Below are 18,696 nucleotides of genomic sequence, written 5' to 3' on the forward strand. Positions count from 1 at the left end.
CTGCGGCGTTTATGGTCTTTGCGGGTGACCCCCTCAGCTTCGATCCCGGAACTTGTTCGTAATCGGATAGCGCCGGTCGCGCCCAAAATTCTTCCTAGTGATCTTCACGCCGGGCGCGGCTTGCCTGCGCTTGTACTCCGCCACATAAAGCAGGTTTTCGACCTTGTGCACCATCTCCCGGTCGTGTCCGCGCGCGACGATGTCGTCGACAGCCATCTCGTTCTCCACCAAGCATTCAAGAATATCGTCCAGAATGGGATAAGGCGGTAGGCTGTCCTGGTCGGTCTGCCCTTCACGCAGCTCCGCCGACGGTGCCTTGTCGATGATATTCACCGGGATAGCTTCCCCAGATGGCCCGAGCGCCCCAGGCGGAACGTGGGCGTTCCGCCACCGACAGAGCCCATAGACCTGCATCTTGTAGAGATCCTTGATCGGGTTAAAGCCGCCATTCATGTCGCCGTAAAGCGTAGCGTAGCCCACCGACATTTCCGACTTGTTGCCGGTCGTGACCAGCATCGACCCGAACTTGTTGGAAATCGCCATTAGCAAGGTTCCGCGCGTCCGGCTCTGCAGGTTCTCCTCGGTCACGCCTTCCCGGGTGCCCTCGAACACCTGGGCGAGCGCATTGGAAAAACCTTCCACCGGCTCGAAGATGGGAACAATGTCATAGCGACAGCCAAGGGCCCGCGCACAGTCTTCAGCATCCTTCAGGGACTCTTTCGAGGTATAGCGATAGGGCAGCATGATTGCCCGGACGCGCTCCGCGCCCAGCGCGTCAACCGCAAGCGCCGCACAAAGCGCCGAATCCACGCCTCCGGAGAGCCCGAGAACAACATCCTCGAAGCCGTTCTTGTTCACATAGTCGCGCAGGCCCAGCATGCAGGCGCGATAATCGGCCTCATCCCGGTCAGGGATGATCGCCATCGGATCCGGCTCGCAGACCCAGCCCTCATCGCGCCTTCGCCAGGTCGTGACCGCGACGGTTTCCTCAAACTGCCCCATCTGAAAACCGAGCGACTTATCCGACTGAATAGCGAAGGAGGCCCCGTCAAAGATGAGCTCGTCCTGCCCGCCAACCATATTGGCATAGATCAATGGCAGCCCACTTTCGATCACCTGGACGATGACGATCTGCTGACGCACATCGGTCTTGCCCCGGTAGTACGGTGATCCATTCGGTACCAGCAGGATTTCCGCCCCCGATTCTGCGAGCGTCTCGCACACGTCGAGTTGTCCCCAGATATCCTCGCAAACGGGGATACCGAGGCGCACGCCACGGAAGTTCACCGGTCCCGGCATGCTTTCGCCAGCACGGAAAACGCGCTTCTCGTCAAACTCGCCGTAATTGGGAAGATCAACCTTGTATCGCTCAGCAACTATCTCGCCACCGTCAAGAACAGCTACCGCGTTGTAGACGCCGTTGTCGCTCCCGCGCGGGGTGCCGATGATAACACCCGGTCCGCCGTCCCGCGTTTCAGCGGCAAAAGTCTCAACCGCCCGCTCACAAGCCGCAACGAAGGCCGGCTTCAGGATCAGGTCTTCCGGCGGATACCCGGCAATGAATAGCTCCGTAAATAGTACGAGATCGGCGCCCTGGCGCGCGGCCTCCGCGCGCGCGTCGCGCGCCTTTGCCAGGTTGCCTTCGATATCGCCCACCGTTGGATTGAGTTGAGCGACAGCGACGCGAAACGTATCGGAAACAGCATTGGTCATGGCGTTCCTGTAGCTTGCACGGAGGGGGCTTGCAAGGAATGCAACGTTTCGTAACGACTGACGGATCAGCCTCCGGCGAGGCCGAGATTATCCTCGCCCCGGTCGAGTATGAGAGGGACGATAAGGTCCTCCTCGTCTGCCAAGTGCCGGGTCAACATCTCGATCAGCCCCGCATTTTCATCAGCATAGGCGTCCGCGGCGAAACGCTGCCTATCCGAATCCTGCTCCTGAAGTGACATCAGGAATGCTCGCGCCTTCTCGCTGTTGCGCTCGAGCGCCTCGTGGATCACGTGGTGGTCGCTGTCCAGAATATCGAAGCCGCGCTGCAACCGCCGCTCCGCCTTGGCGAAAACCGGAAAGTAGTGCAGATCCTCGATCTGGTGGTGACCATGCAGTTGCTGCAGGAAAAATCGTAGACGCGGCGCAAACCATTGCGCGAAATCGACAGGCGAGAGCTGTCCTTCGCGGTATTCCCCGACACTGCCTTGAAGCATCCCGCTAAGTTCACGGAACATGTCGTGCCTCTGGAGCCAAAAACGCGCCATCTCGCCGAGATTAGCGTGGCCGTCCCATGTCTCGCGCGGGTACTTTTCAATGAGAAACAGCAGATCGTCCGGCAATTGCTTCCGGTGCTCAATGCGCAGGTCAGCCGGCAGTTCGGTCATGTCTAAGGCTCATCCGTCCGTTTGCGTGGGTTGTCCGCGAGCGTACTCAAGCCGCCCGTATGCGGATATTGCGGCAACCCGTCATTGATCTCGTAGTAATCGCCCTTATCGGCAACAAAGATGTGGGCTTCCGCCTTGAGCGCGGTAGGCTGGTCGAAAGACCCGGCCATGATCGATGTAGTATCGGAGCCGTTGCGTTTCCAGAACAGGATCGAACCGCACACGCTGCAAAATCCGCGTTTAGCGGCGTCGGAAGCGGCATACCAGGTAAGCTTGTCCGCACCATCGACTTCCAATTCTGCATCCGCTGCATTTGTGGCTGCATAGATGTGGCCGGTCTGCTTGCGGCATTGCGAACAATGGCAGAAGACCACGCCGCGCATATCACCGCTCGTGCGAAACCGAACCGCCCCGCAAAGGCATCCGCCCTCTCTCATCTGCATATCTCCATATCAGCAAAAACCCCCGCCATCATGTCATGGCGAGGGCCTGAGCTGTATCGCAAAGTCTTGAACGAAACGATCAACGCAGCGACGCCATCAAGGCGCTCAGGAACGCGCCGTTTTAGCCGACCGCGGCTTTCCGATCGGAGTGCGCTGCAGCGTCCTTTTTCAAGAGCTCGGCAACCAAGAAAGCAAGTTCGAGCGCCTGGTCCGCGTTCAGCCGCGGATCGCAATGGGTATGGTAACGGTCGTGCAGATCCTCGGCCGAAATCGCCCACGCGCCACCCGTGCATTCGGTCACGTTGTTGCCCGTCATCTCGATGTGGATGCCGCCGGGATGCGTGCCTTCGGCGCGATGTACATCGAAGAAGGTCTGCACCTCCTGCAGAATGCGGTCGAATGGCCGGGTTTTGTATCCGTTGAGCGAAACCGTGTTGCCATGCATAGGATCGCACGACCAGACGACCTTGCGGCCCTCTTTCTCCACCGCGCGCACCAGCTTGGGCAGGTGATCGGCCGCTTTCTCCGCGCCGAAGCGCGCGATCAGAGTAAGCCGCCCCGCCTCGTTCTGCGGGTTCAGCGCATCGATCAGCCGCAGCAGTTCGTCGGCCTCCAGCGACGGGCCGCATTTCAGACCCAACGGGTTTTTCACCCCGCGGCAATACTCCACATGCGCGTGATCCGGCTGGCGGGTGCGATCGCCGATCCAGATCATGTGACCGGAGGTGGCATACCATTCACCAGAAGTGGAATCGATACGCGTCAACGCCTCTTCATAGCCGAGGAGCAGTGCCTCGTGGCTGGTGTAGAAATCCGTCTCACGCAGCGAGGGATGATTGTCGGCATTGATCCCGATCGCACGCATGAACTCCATGGACTCGGAAATGCGATCGGCCAGCGCCTGATAACGCTCCCCCTGTGGACTGTTGGATATGAAGCCCATGGTCCATTTGTGCACGTTCTCCAGATTGGCGAAACCGCCTTGGGCGAACGCGCGCAACAGGTTCAGCGTAGCGGCCGACTGGCGATAGGCCATCTCCTGCCGTGCCGGATCGGGTATGCGAGAGGCATCTGTGAAATCGATACCGTTGATGATATCGCCGCGATAGGACGGCAGCGAAACGTCGTCGCGCGTCTCCGTATCGGATGAGCGCGGCTTGGCAAACTGGCCGGCGATCCGTCCAACCTTTACCACCGGTTGCGACGCCGCAAAAGTCAGCACCACAGCCATCTGCAGAAACACACGGAACAGGTCCCGGATATTGTCGGCGCCGTGCTCGGCAAAACTTTCCGCGCAATCTCCGCCCTGGAGCAGAAAAGCCTGCCCCTCGGCCACCGCGGCGAGCTGCTTTTTCAGCTTACGCGCTTCACCGGCAAAGACGAGCGGCGGATAAGTGGCCATTCGTGCTTCGACATCCGCCAGTGTGGCCTTATCCGGATAATCCGGCACTTGCCGAACTGGCTTGTTCCTCCAGGAGTTTGGCGCCCATTTAGTCATTTCATCAATACCCATATATCCATCCCGCCGCCACGTGCCCATGGCATGGCGATACGCTATTTAGCGAAAGCCAGGCGACGATACTACCCCGCTTTTGCCCGCAAATCGACGGTGATACGCCATGAACGCCGGATCATCCCTCCACGCGCTCGCCCTTCCTGACACGATAAGTCGGCGTGTACATGGTCACCAGTTCCTCGGCGGCTGTCGGGTGCACGGCCATGGTGCGGTCGAACGCATCCTTCGTCAGCCCGGCCTTTATGGTTATTCCAAGCACCTGAGCCAGCTCGCCCGCATCGGGTCCGAGCACGTGCGCGCCCACCACCCGCCGTGAGGCCGCATCGACCACTAGTTTCATCATCATCTTTTCCTGCCGCCCGGAAAGCGTATGGCGCATTGGTCGGAAGCTGGCACGGTAGATTTCCAGTTCGTCATACCGCTTCTGCGCAGTTTCCTCGCTCAGCCCGACAGTTCCGATCTCAGGCTGGGAGAAAACGGCCGTCGCGATATCGTCATGATCTACCTGGGTCGGATTGCCCTTAAAGATCGTTTCGATAAAGCACATGGCCTCGTGTATGGCCACGGGCGTCAGCTGAACGCGGTCGGTCACATCACCGATGGCCCAAATATTCTCGACATTGGTTCGCGAATACGGATCCACCAGGATTTCGCCCTTCACCCCGGTCTCGACGCCGGCTGCCTCCAGGCCAAGTCCCTCTGTATTGGGAATACGCCCGATGGCGAGCATCACCTTGTCGAAGGTCATGCCCTCGCGCTCTTTGAAGCGGACATCCAGGCGTCCATCCTCACGCTTTTCGACGCCCTCCAGAATATCCTGACAGATGACCCGGATACCCTTGGCTTCCATGGCTTCGTGCAGGCTGCGGCGAATATCGCCGTCGAAGCGGTTCAGGATCTCCTTGCCGCGATACACCAGCGTCGTTTCGACGCCCAGGCCATGAAAAATATTGGCGAACTCTACGGCGATGTATCCTCCACCTTCGATAGCGATAGACCGTGGCAATTCGGGCAGATCAAATGCTTCATTGGAGAAGATACAATGTTCATGACCGGGCAGCGCCTCGTGCGGATTTGGCCGGCCACCGGTCGCGATGAGAATATTCTCCGCTGTCAGCGTTTCGCCACCCACCTGGACAGTATGCCGATCGGTGATAACCGCCCTGCCCTCTATAACGCGCGCACCGGCATTCTCGAGCCCCTTGCGATAGAGCCCTTCCAGCCGGGCGATCTCCTTGTCCTTGTTTGCGACCAGCGTCCTCCAGTCAAAGCGCGTCTCGCCGCTGGACCAGCCATAGCCGGCGGCATCTTCGAAATGCTCGGGAAATTGGGACGCATAGACAAACAGCTTTTTCGGCACGCAACCGCGGATCACGCATGTGCCGCCAAACCGGTATTCCTCGGCAATGGCCACGCGCTTGCCCATGGCGGCAGCCAAGCGCCCTGCCCGGACGCCACCCGAACCGCCGCCGATGACAAAAAGATCGAGATCGAAATTCGCCATTGTTTGTTCCACCGCCCTCTCCCCGTTCTGGACATTCTGTCAGCTATGACGTCTCACGCAAAATGAAAGCCCGCCCGTACGGCGGGACTTTCAGATTCCGTAAAATTCGGGTGATCGGTGTTAGCGTTAGCCTTCGCCGTCTTCGTCGGACGGCTCGACACCTGCCTCCGGCTGAAGCTTCTCGCCAACTCCTGCTGAGAGGTCCCTAATAACACCACGGCGCCAGATTTCCGCCGCCTCTCTGACCTCGCGCGTTACAATCGGTCCGTCCGATAACAGTTTCTGGCCGGCCGGCGAATTGTAGAATTCGGCGATTTGGTTCAACTCGTCTTCGCTAAAGACCTGAGCATAGGCCAGCGCCGCCTCAGTCTCCAGGTCGCCGCGACGCCCGGCCAACTCCAAGGCCTGCTCGTTCACAGTCGATTCAATCACGTCCACCATGTTCGGATTCTGTTGAATCAGCTCGCTTTTGAGCCGCTGAGCAGCATCGGGTAGAATTTCGTCGTACCGCGTCGTGGCCTCGATTGCATCCACGGCAGCACGCGCCGCTTGCAGATGCGAATCGGAAACGTCCTGCGCGCCGGCCGGTAGAGACACGGCGGCAAAGGATACCCCAATGGCGAACACCGCAAGGCGAGCACGTTTGGCCAATGTCATCGTCAATCCAGCTCCGTTTTTATTGTGTGTTCCGCTTTTGCGTCGATTTCTCTGATACCTTCCTTGCCGGCAAGTATGGCTTTGTCGGCCATGCCGATGAACAGTCCGTGCTCAACGACACCAGGTATCGCGTTCAGTTCTCCGGCAAGCCTTCTTGTTGCCGGAATACGGCCAAAAGATGCATCAAGGATGAGATGCCCGCCGTCCGTGAGGAAGGGGCCGTCTCCTGCCATGCGCAACGTGATCTCGCCGGACAGGCCAAGCCTGCTGGCAGCCGTTTCGATTGCCACCTTCGTCGCACCAAGTCCAAACGCATTGACCTCGATCGGCAACGGAAAGCGACCCAGCTTATCGACAAGCTTGCTTTCATCGGCAATGACGATCATCCGCTCCGACGCGGCAGCGACAATTTTCTCCCGCAGAAGAGCGCCACCACCGCCCTTTATCAGGTCCATGACGGGATCGATCTCATCGGCCCCGTCGACCACCAGATCGAGCCTCGGCGTCTCGTCGAGCGTGGTCAGCGGCACGGAAAGCTCACGGCACAACGCTTCGGTGCGGCTGGACGTGGGAACGCCGATGATATCAAGTCCCACCGCCACTTTCTCCGCCAGCACCCGCACAAAATGCTCTGCCGTCGAGCCGGAGCCGATGCCAAGCTTCATGCCGCTTTTGACACTGTCCAATGCAGCGCGCGCCGCCGCCGCTTTCAGGGTTTCTGCGTCCATTCCATCCTCGCCCGATGGGGTTCCACCGCTTCCTAACGTCTTTCGCCACATCCCGCAAATGACTTTGACGTTTGCGTGAACCGCTTGAGGAATGCTGTGGATCGCTGTATTCGGCATACCTAAAAGAAGGAAGATTGCCCGTGGCCTCACCGACCATTGTTTTCGATCTCGACGGAACACTCGTCCACACCGCCCCGGATCTTCTGGACAGCCTCAATCACTGTCTGCGCACCGTCGATGTCCCTGAGGTCGATCCTGCGGAGATTAACCGATTTGTCGGATTCGGCGGGCGGGTGATGATCGAGCGTGCCTTCGAGGCCCATGGCCGGCCGCTTGGCAGGGAGCAACTCGATTCTCTCTTTGCGCTCTTTCACGAGCATTATTCAGCCGGCATGCCGGGGCGGTCACAACCCTTCCCTGGTGTCATCGAAACCATCGACCGCTTTCACGATGCGGGCTATATTTGCGCCGTGTGCACAAACAAGCAGGAACAGCTATCAGTGCACCTGTTGCGAGAACTTGCTCTCGCGCCGCGCTTCGCCGCGATCTGCGGTGCGGACACTTTCGACCACAAGAAGCCGGATCCGCGTCATCTCTTAGGCACCATCGAGAAGGCGGGTGGAAATCCCGACCGGGCAATCATGATCGGCGACTCACGAACCGACATCGATACAGCCAAAGCCGCACAGATCCCCGTTGTGGCCGTGGATTTTGGCTATACCGACCGTCATGTGCGCGAGTTTGAGCCGAGCCACATTATCTCCCATTTCGATGAACTGACGGTGCAATTGGCAAACGATCTTATTAAAGCTGCCACGGGCCAACCGGCGTCTTGACTTCCACACCGGGCCACCCTTATATCGCCGCGCACTTGGCACGTACTGCCGAGTGGGCGCGTAGCTCAGCGGGAGAGCACACCCTTCACACGGGTGGGGTCACAGGTTCAATCCCTGTCGCGCCCACCATCTCAATTCAGCGAATAGATCATTCAGGCTGACCCACCAGTTGCATCATCAGCTTCCGGGTGAGCGCATCTCTTCAACCTTGGTCAAGGCCTTCTTCAGGTTTTCGTCGCGTTCGTAGACGTCGCGGTGATAGTCGACCTCGCCCGAAGCATCAGGCCATGCCGTGAAGTAGCCCACATAAACCGGGATGGTTTCCTTCATATCCTGACGCGAATTCTGCCCCTGCGCCACCCTGCGGTCGATCTCGTCGACCGACGTGCCAAGAACGGCGGCTGCCATCTCGCGTGGTTCCTGAAGACGCACACAGCCATGGCTGAAGGCACGTGTATCGCGCTCGAACAACGCTTTCTCCGGGGTGTCGTGCATATAGATCGCGTGCTTGTTGGGAAACATGATCTTCAAAGCGCCAAGCGCATTGGATTTCCCCGGCTTCTGGCGCACATTGTAGGGAATCCTGGAGCCGTGTCCCCACCAGTCGACTGCCGCAGAGGACACCCGTCGCCCCTGGGCGTTCGTCACTTCGTATCCCCTCTCGTCGAGGTAGTGCGGATTGCGACGTAGCTTCGGAAGCATCTCGTTCACGATAATCGAGCGAGGCACGCCCCAATACGGATTGAATTCCACATACTCAATCTCGTCATAGAAAAAGCTGGTCTGGTTTGACGGCTTCCCGACGACTGTCCTCATGGACAGTTTTTCCTGCCCGTTTTCGATATAGCTCGCCTCATAGCCGGCCGCATTGATCATCACGCGCGTGCTGCCAAGGCGAGATGGATGCCAGCGAAGCCTTTCCAGCGCCAGCTGCACTTTCTCGATCCGCGCAGCGTTCGAGTCGCCCGCTAGGGAATCGACTGTTTGGGGCCCAACGATTCCGTCAGGATTAAGATCGTGCTTTTCCTGCGCTGCTTTGATAACTGGCTCAAGTTCGCGCGAGTATGTCTCGCCCCCCATATGTTCCGCGAGTGTTTTTCCGTACTCGTCTCGGAAATCCTTATCGGCATCCCGATCAATGATGCGGAGGATCTTCGGAAACTCGGGATGACTTGCACCCGGCCGCACGAAGGTGTCCGGCGCGACCAGAATTTCCTTTTCCGGGCTCTCCCGCAGTACCTCCAACTCTTCCACCAAGGCCGCGTAGGAAGCGTTCTGTGGATGCAATGCCTCCAAATAATTGGCGGGCTTCCGCGAATCCGCCAGCACTCGCAGGACCCGGCTTTCCTCCAGGGCCTTTTCGGGAAAATCGTGGTAGCCGGAGAGCTTGTTTGGATTGACCCGCCCGGTATTTGCATCCCGTGCGTAGCGCAGAGCGCGCGCCGAAAGCGTTAGTTCGAAGCGCATCAACGCGTCCCGGCGCTCTGCGGCCATATCGAGGGAGCCCGGCGCTCTACCAGGCAGATTGACCACGTAATCCGTCTCGGAAAGCCCGAACTCGCCCGCATCGCCGAGAATGCGCAGCACTGCCCGGGCCCTCTCGTTCGGCTTGTTCCCATCCACCCAGATAAAATCCGGCTTATTCGAGTAATGCGCGATGATGGCTGCGGCGATCTGCTCCTCCGCCAACAACTCGAAATCTGTGAGCGCCGACAGCGCCTCTCTAAAGGTCGATGCTTCCCCTTCTTCATCAAGATGGGCTTCGATCTTCGAAGGGTCTACCCGGACTGGCGCATCGGGCTGATAGTTGTAGAAGGATGGGGAGGAAACCTTCGGCACTTCTACAGATGAACGCCGCTCCACAGATGAACGCCGCGGCTTGCTATGCTGCTGGCTCGGCGCAGCCGGCGAGCGAACCTGACGACGCTGCTCCGGCGCGGTCTGTTGCTGGGCTCGTTGGCCGTTTCCAAAAAGTATGTCGAAAAGATACCGCTCCGCGCTTGCCGGCTCAGACCATACGGCCGCACCGATCGCCAGCGAAAGAACGGCAACACTGCTCCGTTTTGCGCGTCTCATGGACATAAAAATCCGCCCTATCTTATTTGTTCCCCACTGGCCCAAAACGGCCACCTCCGTCTACCACTGTCGGTATGATAACGAGAAGTTACGGTCGCCAGTTTTTGGTAACGAAAGGGTAAATAGGCACTAATACGGACTGGATTTCGGGGGCATGTTGCAAGCCCGCAACAAACACAGACCGGAGGCACCTGCGCGTAGCCGATTTTGACGAACTCCGAGATCTGGAGCCGCTACCACATCGTTTTCGCCGCGCGCTCCGGCCATTCGGCATCATACTTGTTGCCATCGAATTCGCCGCGGCTGAGTTCACCGAGAATGGCACCGGGTGTCGGCAGATCCGCAGGATCGATCCAGGATTCAGGATCCCAGAGACGTGAGCGATGAATGGCGCGAGCACATTGAAAATAGATACTGTCGACCGTGACTACGATCACCGAGCGCGGCGCCTTTCCCGAAACAGCGAAGGAGGCACACAACTCGGCGTCGACGGAGACCCGTGCCCGGCCATTAACGCGCAGCGTCGTTCCCGAACCAGGAACGAAAAACAAGAGGCCGACCCGGCCATCGACAACGATATTCCTCAGCGAGTCGATTCGATTATTTCCGCGGCGGTCGGGCATCATCAGCGTGCGCTCATCATGAATGCGCACAAATCCCGGCTGGTCGCCACGCGGCGAGCAATCCAGCCCTTCCGGACCGGAAGTGGCCAACCCGACGAACGGAGACGCCTCGATAAATGCTGCATAGGCGGGAATGACACGGTCAATCTCCTTAATGATTGACGCCTGGGAGGGCTGGCCGTAAACGGCCTCCAATTCCTCTACCGTCTCGATGACATTCGAATACGCCGATGCCTCAACCGTCACGGCTCAACCCCCTCTCCTCAAGTTCGCGCAAATAATCCTGCCAAAGCTGTTCGCGCTCGTTTCCGAGCCGCGCCAGATAGGTCCAGCTATATAACCCCGTTTCGTGTCCGTCGCTGAACACGATCCGGACCGCGTAGTTGCCCACCGGCTCTATGCGCGTGATGGTCACGTCCTTCTTGCCGGGCACCGTCACCCGCTGTTCCGGCGCGTGGCCCTGCACCTCCGCTGAAGGCGAAAGCACTCGCAGCATCTCTGCACTGACCGATACCGGCGCCTCATCCGCAAAGCTCACGGTCAGAAACTTTCGGTCCTTGGAGACACGCAATTCCTGGGGCGGCTTCATCGGCTTCCCTCTATTACGCGATGCTCATGCATGAAAAGAACGTATCCATAGCGATTGCGGCAGTCCTTTTCCAAGTGTTACCGTAACACTTGAAACTCTGTAGTCGGTGCCCGACATGTCATGTCAGGTCCGGAGGAGCAAGGCAGAATATCATGATCCCAGCTAGCAGCATGATCGACCCGTTCGGCCGGGAAATTACATATTTGCGCGTCTCGGTCACCGATCGCTGCGATTTCCGCTGCGTCTATTGCATGGCAGAGGACATGACATTCCTGCCAAAGAAAGATCTCCTGAGCCTGGAAGAGCTGGAGCGGCTTTGTTCGGTCTTCATCAACAGGGGCGTGCGAAGGCTACGCCTGACGGGCGGCGAGCCCCTGGTACGCAAGAACATCATGCATCTGGTTCGCCAGCTTTCCGGTCACTTGAAAACCGGTGCGCTAGAGGAACTGACGCTTACCACAAACGGCTCGCAGCTCGAGCGTTTTGCTGGTGAACTTGCTGACTGCGGCGTGCGTCGGGTGAATCTGTCCCTCGATACGCTCGACTCGGAGAAATTCCAAGCCATCACGCGCTGGGGCGTCTTCGATAAGGTTAAACGCGGGATGGATGCCGCACAGGAAGCTGGCCTGAAGATCAAGATCAACACGGTGGCCCTCAAGGGATTTAACGACCAGGAGATCCCGGAGATGCTGCGATGGGCCCACGGTCGTGGCATGGATATGACGGTGATCGAAACCATGCCGATGGGTGAGATCGACGCCGATCGGACGGATCAGTACCTCCCGCTTTCGCAGCTTCGTGCGCAGCTGGAACAGCAGTTCACGCTCACTGATATCCCATATAAAACCGGCGGCCCTGCCCGCTACGTGGAGGTTGCCGAGACCGGCGGTCGGCTCGGCTTCATCACACCCCTCACCCACAATTTCTGCGAAAGCTGCAACCGCGTCCGGCTGACCTGCACCGGCACCCTATATATGTGTCTCGGCCAGGAGGATGCGGCCGATCTGCGCGAGCCGTTGCGCGCTTCGGAGGGGAATGAGCTTCTTTCTCACGCCATTGATGAGGCTATCGGTCGTAAGCCCAAGGGCCATGACTTCGTCATAGATCGCAAGACGCGGCGCCCGGCTGTCTCGCGCCATATGAGCGTAACTGGCGGCTGACAAAAGTTTTCGCCTTCTGGACCGATTGCCTTCCGGCGATTTCGGTCATAAGCAATTCTTACGATTTTTCCGGAAGCGGCCCTCTGTGCGAGCAAATGATGCGGCATGAGACATCCGCCTCCGGGTAGTTTGCATCGCAGAAGGCAATATGACCGTCCGCCCCCTCGCTAGCACGACACCGCCGCACATCCTCACGCTGGTCATGGCAGCGGCCACGGCTTCGATCGCGATGAACCTCTTTCTGCCCTCTCTGCCGGGCATGGCGATCTATTTCGGAGCAGATTACGGCATCGTTCAGCTCGCCGTTTCCCTTTATCTTGCCGCCACCGCAATCCTGCAACTCGGCATCGGTCCGGCCTCCGACCGATTTGGTCGCCGCCCAGTGATGCTGTTCAGCTTCGGTGTGTTTATCCTCAGCACGCTGGCCGCTACCTACGCGCCGACGGTGGAGCTGTTTCTTTTCTTTCGTGTTCTGCAAGCCTTCGCAGCAGCGGGTATGGTCCTGTCACGCGCGATTGTGCGCGACACGGTCGGCACGGACGAGGCCGCAAGCCGCATCGGCTACATCACGATGGGAATGACGGTCGCCCCCATGCTCGGGCCGATCCTCGGCGGTTTGCTTGACGAACTCTACGGCTGGCAGGCCGCATTCCATCTGATGCTGATTATCGGCCTACTCGGTTTCGCTATCGTCTATCTCGACCTCGGGGAAACCAACATGAGCCGTAGCGCGAGCATGACCAGCCAGCTCCGCAGTTATCCGGAACTCTTCCGCTCGCGTCGCTTCTGGGGCTATTCGGCAACAGCCGCATTCACCTCTGGCGGTTTCTTCGCCTTCCTCGGCGGAGGGCCGTTCGTTGCGACGCAAATCCTTGAGCTTTCGCCGTCGACCTACGGAATGTACTTCGCCCTGATCACCGCGGGGTACGCGCTTGGAAATTTTCTGTCGGGCCGGTACGCTCGCCATGTCGGGATCAACCGGATGATGCTGATCGGAAACCTCGTTTCCACGGTTGGCGTGGCCCTGGCGGTGCTGCTCTTTGCGGTCGGCTATAGTCATCCGCTGACGTTCTTCGGCCCGACCTTCTTCGTCGGAATGGGCAATGGCATTACCCTCCCCAGCGCAAATGCCGGCATGGTCAGCGTACGTCCGCATCTGGCGGGCTCCGCCTCGGGGTTAGGCGGAGCGCTTCAGATCGGCGGGGGTGCGATCCTCTCGGTTGCCGGCGGAGCCTTTCTCACGCTCGAATCTGGCGCCTATCCTCTACTCTTCGTCATGCTTTTTTCCAGCCTTTGCGCCATCGCCGCCGCGCTGTATGTGATGCACGTTGCAAGGCAGATGGGCGATCTTTAGAGGCTGTTAGAGGCATGCGGACTTACGATCTGTTCTTCAACATCACCCTGGCATACTTCGCGAGAACTGGGCAGATGGTGAAACTGGTCAAATGACACAGAGAATCTTTGGCATAACCGGCTGGAAGAATTCGGGAAAGACGACACTCACCGAGAACCTTGTAGAGGAGTTTGCCCGCCGCGGTCTCCGTGTCGCCACGGTTAAGCACGCCCATCACACCTTCGACCTCGAGCAGCCAGGGACCGATTCGTTCCGCCACAGAAATGCCGGTGCCGTAGAGACTGCCATTGTTTCCTCCCGCCGGTGGGCTCTCCTGCATGAAATCCGCGAGGAGGAAGAGCCGGCACTCGACGATGTCCTTGAAAAACTATCACCCTGCGATCTCGTGTTGGTCGAAGGCTATAAGAGGGAGCCGCATCCGAAAATCGAATGCCGCCGCCTCGAGGCTCGCGACCAGACACCTCTTGCCGGGGCGGTTCCCAATATCCGCGCCGTCGCCGCCGACCATGCTTCCAAAACAGGAGATCTTCCCTTGTTTGCTTTGGACGATGTGGATGGAATTGCCGGATTTATCGCCGACCATCTTGACCTTCCGAAAGACTGATTGCCGACCCGCAAGCTTTATGGTTGCAATTTGATTGCGAAGAATGGGAATATCGTACTAAGCCTCGCGCCAATGACGCATAAAGCGGGGCATAAACGACAGAGAGGAACTTATGCATATCACACGACTAATTGCGTTCGGATGTTCCGCCGCTGCCGTGGCGCTCACCGCGGGCTCGGTTCAAGCCCAGGAGCAGATGCAGATCAAGATCGGCACGGAAGGCGCATACCCGCCCTTCAACTACATCACCGCCGACGGTGAGCTGCAGGGCTTCGATATCGACATCGCACGCGCCCTTTGTGAAGAGATGAACGCAGAGTGCGAGTTCATCACGCAGGACTGGGATGGCATCATTCCCGCGCTCCAGGCCGGCCGATTCGATGCCATCATCGCGTCCATGTCAATTACAGAAGACCGTAAAGAGCAGGTCGATTTCACCGAGAAATACTACAATACGCCACCTGCTATCGTTGTGCCGAATGATTCGAACATCACGGGTGTGACAACGGAAGACCTGGCCGGCAAGGTTATCGGTGCCCAGGGCTCGACAACGCATTTCAACTATGCCGAAGCCACCTATACCGACAGTGAGGTGCGCGGCTATCCGACCGCCGAAGAGTACAAGCTGGATATGGAGAACGGCCGCCTCGACGCCGTCATCGACGATATCATCGTGCTCCAGGAGTGGCTGGATTCGGACAATGGCGCGTGCTGCAAGGTTGTCGATACGGTTACGCCCATCGAAGAGATCTATGGCGAAGGCATTGGCATCGCCGTGCGCCAGGGCGAAGATGAGCTGCGAGAGAAGTTTAACGAAGCGATCCAGGCCATCCGCGAAAACGGCACCTACCAGGAAATCAACGACAAGTACTTCTCGTTCGACGTCTATGGCGGCTGAGCGCGTACGCGTTATCTAGATCGTGGCGGGAGCAATCCCGCCGCGTTTCTTTATGCGGTGATAATCTACGCACCCGGTACCCGTCAGAAACACGCGAAGCACCTGGGCGACGGTGAGGCATGGACGGCATTCTGACCTTAGTTAATTTCGGCCCCGAGGGCTGGGGTGACGATATTGCCGCCGGAGTCCTTGTCACCGTGAGTTTGGCGCTCGCCACCCTGCCCTTCGGGCTTGCCGTGGGTTTCGCACTCTCGCTGGCCAAGACATCGCAGGATGCCACGCTGCGTCTGGCCGCCAACATCTACACCACAATCTTTCGCGGCCTGCCGGAGCTTCTGACGCTCTTTCTGGTGTTCTATGGCGCCCAGATCGCCATTCAGCAGCTTGCGCAGATGACCGGGCGCTCGAGCGGCATCGAGATCAACGCCTTTGTTGCAGGCATGGTGGCGTTGGGCGCGGTCTTCTCGGCCTACTCAAGCGAGGTCTTCGTATCCGCCTTTCGCGCCATTCCGCAGGGTCAGTATGAAGGCGCTTATGCAATCGGCCTGTCGCGAGGCCGCACCATGCGTCTCGTCATCCTTCCTCAGCTCATCCGCCTTGCCCTGCCCGGGCTTTCCAATCTGTGGCTCATCCTGCTGAAAGAAACCGCGCTCGTTTCCGTCATTGGCCTTTCCGACATCTTGCGCCAGGCGGGCATTGCCGCCCGGGTCACAAGAGAGGCATTTCTGTTCTTCGGCGTCGCGTGTCTGCTTTATCTGGTGCTCGCGCTCCTCTCCTCCGTGGTCCTGTCCACGATTGAGCGCCGCGTCTCCGTCGGCGGGGTAATGCGATGAGTGTCCCCCAAACTGTCTCTGATTCCCGCGAACTACCGCCGCCGGTGCAGAAACAGACATGGACGAAGGCGCGTATAGCGGGTGTGGCGCTCCTATGCCTGTGGGGGTTGGCCAGCCTGGGCATCGCGCTGTTCCTTGTCTCCTCATGGAATCCGGAGCTTTTCCAGCGTTACGCACCACAATATCTTTCCGGCTTGTGGATTACCGTCCAACTTGTCGCGATTTCGGTTGTAGTCGGCGCCGCCCTCGCAGTGCCCATCGCGCTGGGCCGGCGATCGGACAACCGGGTCGTGTCAGCCGCAGCCTATGGCTATGTCTATTTCTTCCGCGGCACGCCACTCATCGCCCAGGTATTTCTGGTCTATTACGGCCTTGGTTCCTTTCGGCCGGAGCTTCAGGCTGTCGGCCTCTGGGGCTTTTTTCGCGAAGCATGGTATTGTGCACTCTTCGCCTTCACGCTGAACACCTCCGCCTATCAGGCGGAAATTCTGCGTGGCGCGATCGAGAACGTCGGCCGCGGTCAGTGGGAAGCGGCCTCTGCACTTGGTCTTTCCCGCCTGCAAACGTTGAGAAAGATCATAATACCTCAAGCCGCGACAGTGGCGCTCCGCCCCCTTGGCAACGAGGTCGTCCTCATGCTGAAAGGTTCGGCCATCGTTGCGATCATCACGGTCTACGACTTGATGGGCGAGACCCGCCGCGCCTATGCACGCACGTTCGATTTCCAGACCTATGTTTGGGCGGCCCTCATCTATCTCGGGCTGGTCGAAATCTTGCGCATGGCCGTAGATCGTATCGAACGGCGGTTGACACGACACCTGCGTCGGTAAAAAGCCTGTGTCTTGGACAACGTGGAGGAAAGCCCAATGGCCAAAGTTGCATTCATCGGTTTGGGGGTGATGGGTTATCCCATGGCCGGACATCTAAAAGCGCGTGGCAATCACGATGTCACTGTTTACAACCGAACCACCGAAAAAGCGGAGAACTGGGTTTCCGAGCACGGCGGCTCCGCGGCGGCAACACCGGCGGAAGCCGCCCGCGGCAAGGATTTTGTCTTCGCCTGCGTAGGCAATGACGACGACCTGCGTTCGGTGACTCTCGGACCCGACGGCGCGTTCCAGTCCATGTCGGCCGGTTCCGTGTTCATCGACAACACGACCGCCTCCGCCGAGGTGGCCAGGGAGCTTGCCGACGAGGCGGAAAAGCGCAGCTTCGGCTTCATCGACGCGCCGGTTTCCGGCGGCCAGGCAGGCGCGGAAAACGGCGTCCTGACGGTGATGTGCGGCGGAGAAAGCGGCACGTTCGAGAAGGCCAAGCCCGTCATCGATTCCTATGCACGCATGGTTGGTCTGATGGGCCCGGCCGGCGCCGGTCAATTGACGAAAATGATTAACCAGATCTGCATCGCTGGCCTCGTGCAAGGTCTGGCCGAAGGCATCCATTTCGGAAAGAAGGCCGGGCTCGACATCGAAAAGGTGGTCGAAGTCATTTCCAAGGGCGCCGCTGGGTCGTGGCAGATGGAAAATCGGCACAAGACCATGAATGAGGGCAAGTACGATTTCGGCTTCGCGGTCGACTGGATGCGGAAGGATTTAGGAATTTGCCTGTCGGAAGCCGACCGGAACGGCGCGAAGCTGCCGGTGACCGCACTTGTCGATCAGTTTTACAAGGAGGTGCAGGAGTTGGGCGGAAAGCGCTGGGATACCTCCTCGCTGCTTGCACGATTGGAAAAGTAGAGACAGCAAGAAAGAGCCACGCGCTGTTCCGGCTGATCGCTTTCTGCATCCATTGCAGCCAAGCCTTGAAACGATGCAGCTTTTCAGTCTTGACGGCGTAGCCATCGAGACGGGCTACGGACACCCGGATGAAGGTGGAGCGGGCCCCGGCGCCACCGTGGAGCTTCCTCCCCGGCGCGCCCAAGTAGCATCCCTCTCACGCGGCCGAACTCGCCGCCTCCTTATCCAGCACGAGATAATCGAGCGGCAGCTCGGTCGTGTATTTGATCTGCTCCATGGCGAAGGAAGACGAAACGTCCCGTATCTCGATCTTTGAGATGAGCCGCTTATAGAAGGCATCATAAGCCGCAATGTCCGGTACCACCACGCGCAGCAGATAATCCACGTCACCGCTCATCCGATAGAACTCGACCACCTCCGGGAACTGCCTGACCACTTCCGAGAAGCGCTGCAACCACTCGTGACTATGTGCATTGGTGCGGATCGAGACGAACACGGTCACTCGCGCATTGACTTTCACGGGGTCAAGAACGGCCACACGCCGGCGAATGACGCCTTCTTCCTCCAACTTCTGGATGCGCCGCCAGCAGGGCGTCGTCGAAAGCCCCACTTTCTTGGCGATATCGGCCACGGCCAGCGTGGAGTTCTCCTGAAGCAGGCGCAAAATCTTACGGTCGAGTCGATCCATATCATTCTCCAGTAGAAAATATTTCTAGAAATGACGGATCAGAAACGTGATTACAAGAAAATTATTCTTATAT

The 18,696-nt window shown here is 58.7% G+C and carries 19 protein-coding genes and 1 tRNA gene; 9 read left to right on the top strand and 11 right to left on the bottom strand.

Annotated features, from left to right (window positions below):
- Window positions 1-33: 33 nt before the first annotated feature.
- The 7 genes from LY631_RS05260 to rpiA all read right to left on the bottom strand — a co-directional run bounded on the left by LY631_RS05260 (window position 34) and on the right by rpiA (window position 7,226).
- Window positions 34-1,713: an NAD+ synthase gene (locus LY631_RS05260; RefSeq protein WP_274424081.1), complete on the bottom strand. Its 1,680-nt coding sequence runs from the start codon at window positions 1,711-1,713 to the stop codon at window positions 34-36.
- A gap of 65 nt (window positions 1,714-1,778) precedes the next feature.
- Window positions 1,779-2,378, bottom strand: coding sequence for a hemerythrin domain-containing protein (locus tag LY631_RS05265; RefSeq protein ID WP_274424082.1), 600 nt, complete (start codon window positions 2,376-2,378; stop codon window positions 1,779-1,781).
- Window positions 2,379-2,380: 2 nt separating this feature from the next.
- A complete protein-coding gene (locus LY631_RS05270; RefSeq protein WP_274424083.1) occupies window positions 2,381-2,815 on the bottom strand; it encodes a GFA family protein in 435 nt (144 codons plus the stop codon).
- A gap of 127 nt (window positions 2,816-2,942) precedes the next feature.
- Complete coding sequence (locus LY631_RS05275) at window positions 2,943-4,319, bottom strand: class II 3-deoxy-7-phosphoheptulonate synthase (protein ID WP_274424454.1); 1,377 nt, start codon at window positions 4,317-4,319, stop codon at window positions 2,943-2,945.
- A gap of 133 nt (window positions 4,320-4,452) precedes the next feature.
- Window positions 4,453-5,841 (bottom strand): glutathione-disulfide reductase, encoded by a 1,389-nt coding sequence (gene gor, locus LY631_RS05280; RefSeq protein WP_274424455.1) that lies wholly within the window; start codon window positions 5,839-5,841, stop codon window positions 4,453-4,455.
- 126 nt (window positions 5,842-5,967) lie between these two features.
- Window positions 5,968-6,498, bottom strand: coding sequence for a DUF2059 domain-containing protein (locus tag LY631_RS05285; RefSeq protein WP_274424456.1), 531 nt, complete (start codon window positions 6,496-6,498; stop codon window positions 5,968-5,970).
- 2 nt (window positions 6,499-6,500) lie between these two features.
- The gene (rpiA, locus tag LY631_RS05290) at window positions 6,501-7,226 is read right to left on the bottom strand and encodes a ribose-5-phosphate isomerase RpiA (protein ID WP_274424084.1); all 726 of its coding nucleotides are present in this window, start codon (window positions 7,224-7,226) and stop codon (window positions 6,501-6,503) included.
- A 140-nt stretch (window positions 7,227-7,366) separates the two neighbouring features.
- On the opposite strand from rpiA, the gene LY631_RS05295 reads away from it, so the two are divergent.
- Together LY631_RS05295 and LY631_RS05300 are read left to right on the top strand one after the other, a co-directional pair.
- Window positions 7,367-8,062 carry an HAD family hydrolase gene (locus LY631_RS05295; RefSeq protein WP_274424085.1) on the top strand — a complete coding sequence of 232 codons (696 nt, stop codon included), beginning with the start codon at window positions 7,367-7,369 and terminating at the stop codon, window positions 8,060-8,062.
- Window positions 8,063-8,116: 54 nt separating this feature from the next.
- Window positions 8,117-8,191: transfer RNA gene (locus LY631_RS05300), tRNA-Val, on the top strand.
- Between the two features lie 48 nt (window positions 8,192-8,239).
- Here the strand turns inward: LY631_RS05300 and LY631_RS05305 are convergent.
- From LY631_RS05305 to LY631_RS05315, 3 genes are all read right to left on the bottom strand, one after another.
- Entirely contained in the window at window positions 8,240-10,144 is a 1,905-nt protein-coding gene (locus LY631_RS05305; protein ID WP_338000417.1) for a L,D-transpeptidase family protein, read from the bottom strand.
- Window positions 10,145-10,371: 227 nt separating this feature from the next.
- Window positions 10,372-11,007 (bottom strand): pyridoxamine 5'-phosphate oxidase family protein, encoded by a 636-nt coding sequence (locus LY631_RS05310; protein ID WP_274424086.1) that lies wholly within the window; start codon window positions 11,005-11,007, stop codon window positions 10,372-10,374.
- Complete coding sequence (locus tag LY631_RS05315) at window positions 10,997-11,350, bottom strand: DUF971 domain-containing protein (protein WP_274424087.1); 354 nt, start codon at window positions 11,348-11,350, stop codon at window positions 10,997-10,999. The genes LY631_RS05310 and LY631_RS05315 overlap by 11 nt, the downstream gene beginning before the upstream one ends.
- Window positions 11,351-11,502: 152 nt before the next feature.
- On the opposite strand from LY631_RS05315, the gene moaA reads away from it, so the two are divergent.
- The 7 genes from moaA (at window position 11,503) to LY631_RS05350 (ending at window position 17,935) form a co-directional block, all read left to right on the top strand.
- Window positions 11,503-12,510 (top strand): GTP 3',8-cyclase MoaA, encoded by a 1,008-nt coding sequence (moaA, locus tag LY631_RS05320; RefSeq protein ID WP_274424088.1) that lies wholly within the window; start codon window positions 11,503-11,505, stop codon window positions 12,508-12,510.
- A 148-nt stretch (window positions 12,511-12,658) separates the two neighbouring features.
- A complete protein-coding gene (locus LY631_RS05325; protein WP_274424089.1) occupies window positions 12,659-13,864 on the top strand; it encodes a multidrug effflux MFS transporter in 1,206 nt (401 codons plus the stop codon).
- Between the two features lie 91 nt (window positions 13,865-13,955).
- Window positions 13,956-14,468: a molybdopterin-guanine dinucleotide biosynthesis protein B gene (gene mobB, locus LY631_RS05330; RefSeq protein ID WP_274424090.1), complete on the top strand. Its 513-nt coding sequence runs from the start codon at window positions 13,956-13,958 to the stop codon at window positions 14,466-14,468.
- Between the two features lie 112 nt (window positions 14,469-14,580).
- Window positions 14,581-15,366, top strand: a complete 786-nt coding sequence (locus LY631_RS05335) for an ABC transporter substrate-binding protein (RefSeq protein WP_274424091.1) — start codon at window positions 14,581-14,583, stop codon at window positions 15,364-15,366.
- 119 nt (window positions 15,367-15,485) lie between these two features.
- Window positions 15,486-16,199, top strand: a complete 714-nt coding sequence (locus LY631_RS05340) for an ABC transporter permease (RefSeq protein ID WP_274424092.1) — start codon at window positions 15,486-15,488, stop codon at window positions 16,197-16,199.
- Window positions 16,196-17,029: an ABC transporter permease gene (locus LY631_RS05345; RefSeq protein ID WP_274424093.1), complete on the top strand. Its 834-nt coding sequence runs from the start codon at window positions 16,196-16,198 to the stop codon at window positions 17,027-17,029. Before LY631_RS05340 ends, LY631_RS05345 begins: the two co-directional genes overlap by 4 nt.
- 21 nt (window positions 17,030-17,050) lie before the next feature.
- Window positions 17,051-17,935: an NAD(P)-dependent oxidoreductase gene (locus LY631_RS05350; protein ID WP_274424458.1), complete on the top strand. Its 885-nt coding sequence runs from the start codon at window positions 17,051-17,053 to the stop codon at window positions 17,933-17,935.
- A 196-nt stretch (window positions 17,936-18,131) separates the two neighbouring features.
- On the opposite strand, the gene LY631_RS05355 is transcribed toward LY631_RS05350, so the two are convergent.
- Entirely contained in the window at window positions 18,132-18,623 is a 492-nt protein-coding gene (locus tag LY631_RS05355; RefSeq protein WP_274424094.1) for an Lrp/AsnC family transcriptional regulator, read from the bottom strand.
- Window positions 18,624-18,696 lie beyond the last annotated feature (73 nt).

Source organism: Chelativorans sp. YIM 93263 (assembly GCF_028767125.1).
Taxonomy (GTDB): Bacteria; Pseudomonadota; Alphaproteobacteria; order Rhizobiales; family Rhizobiaceae; genus Chelativorans.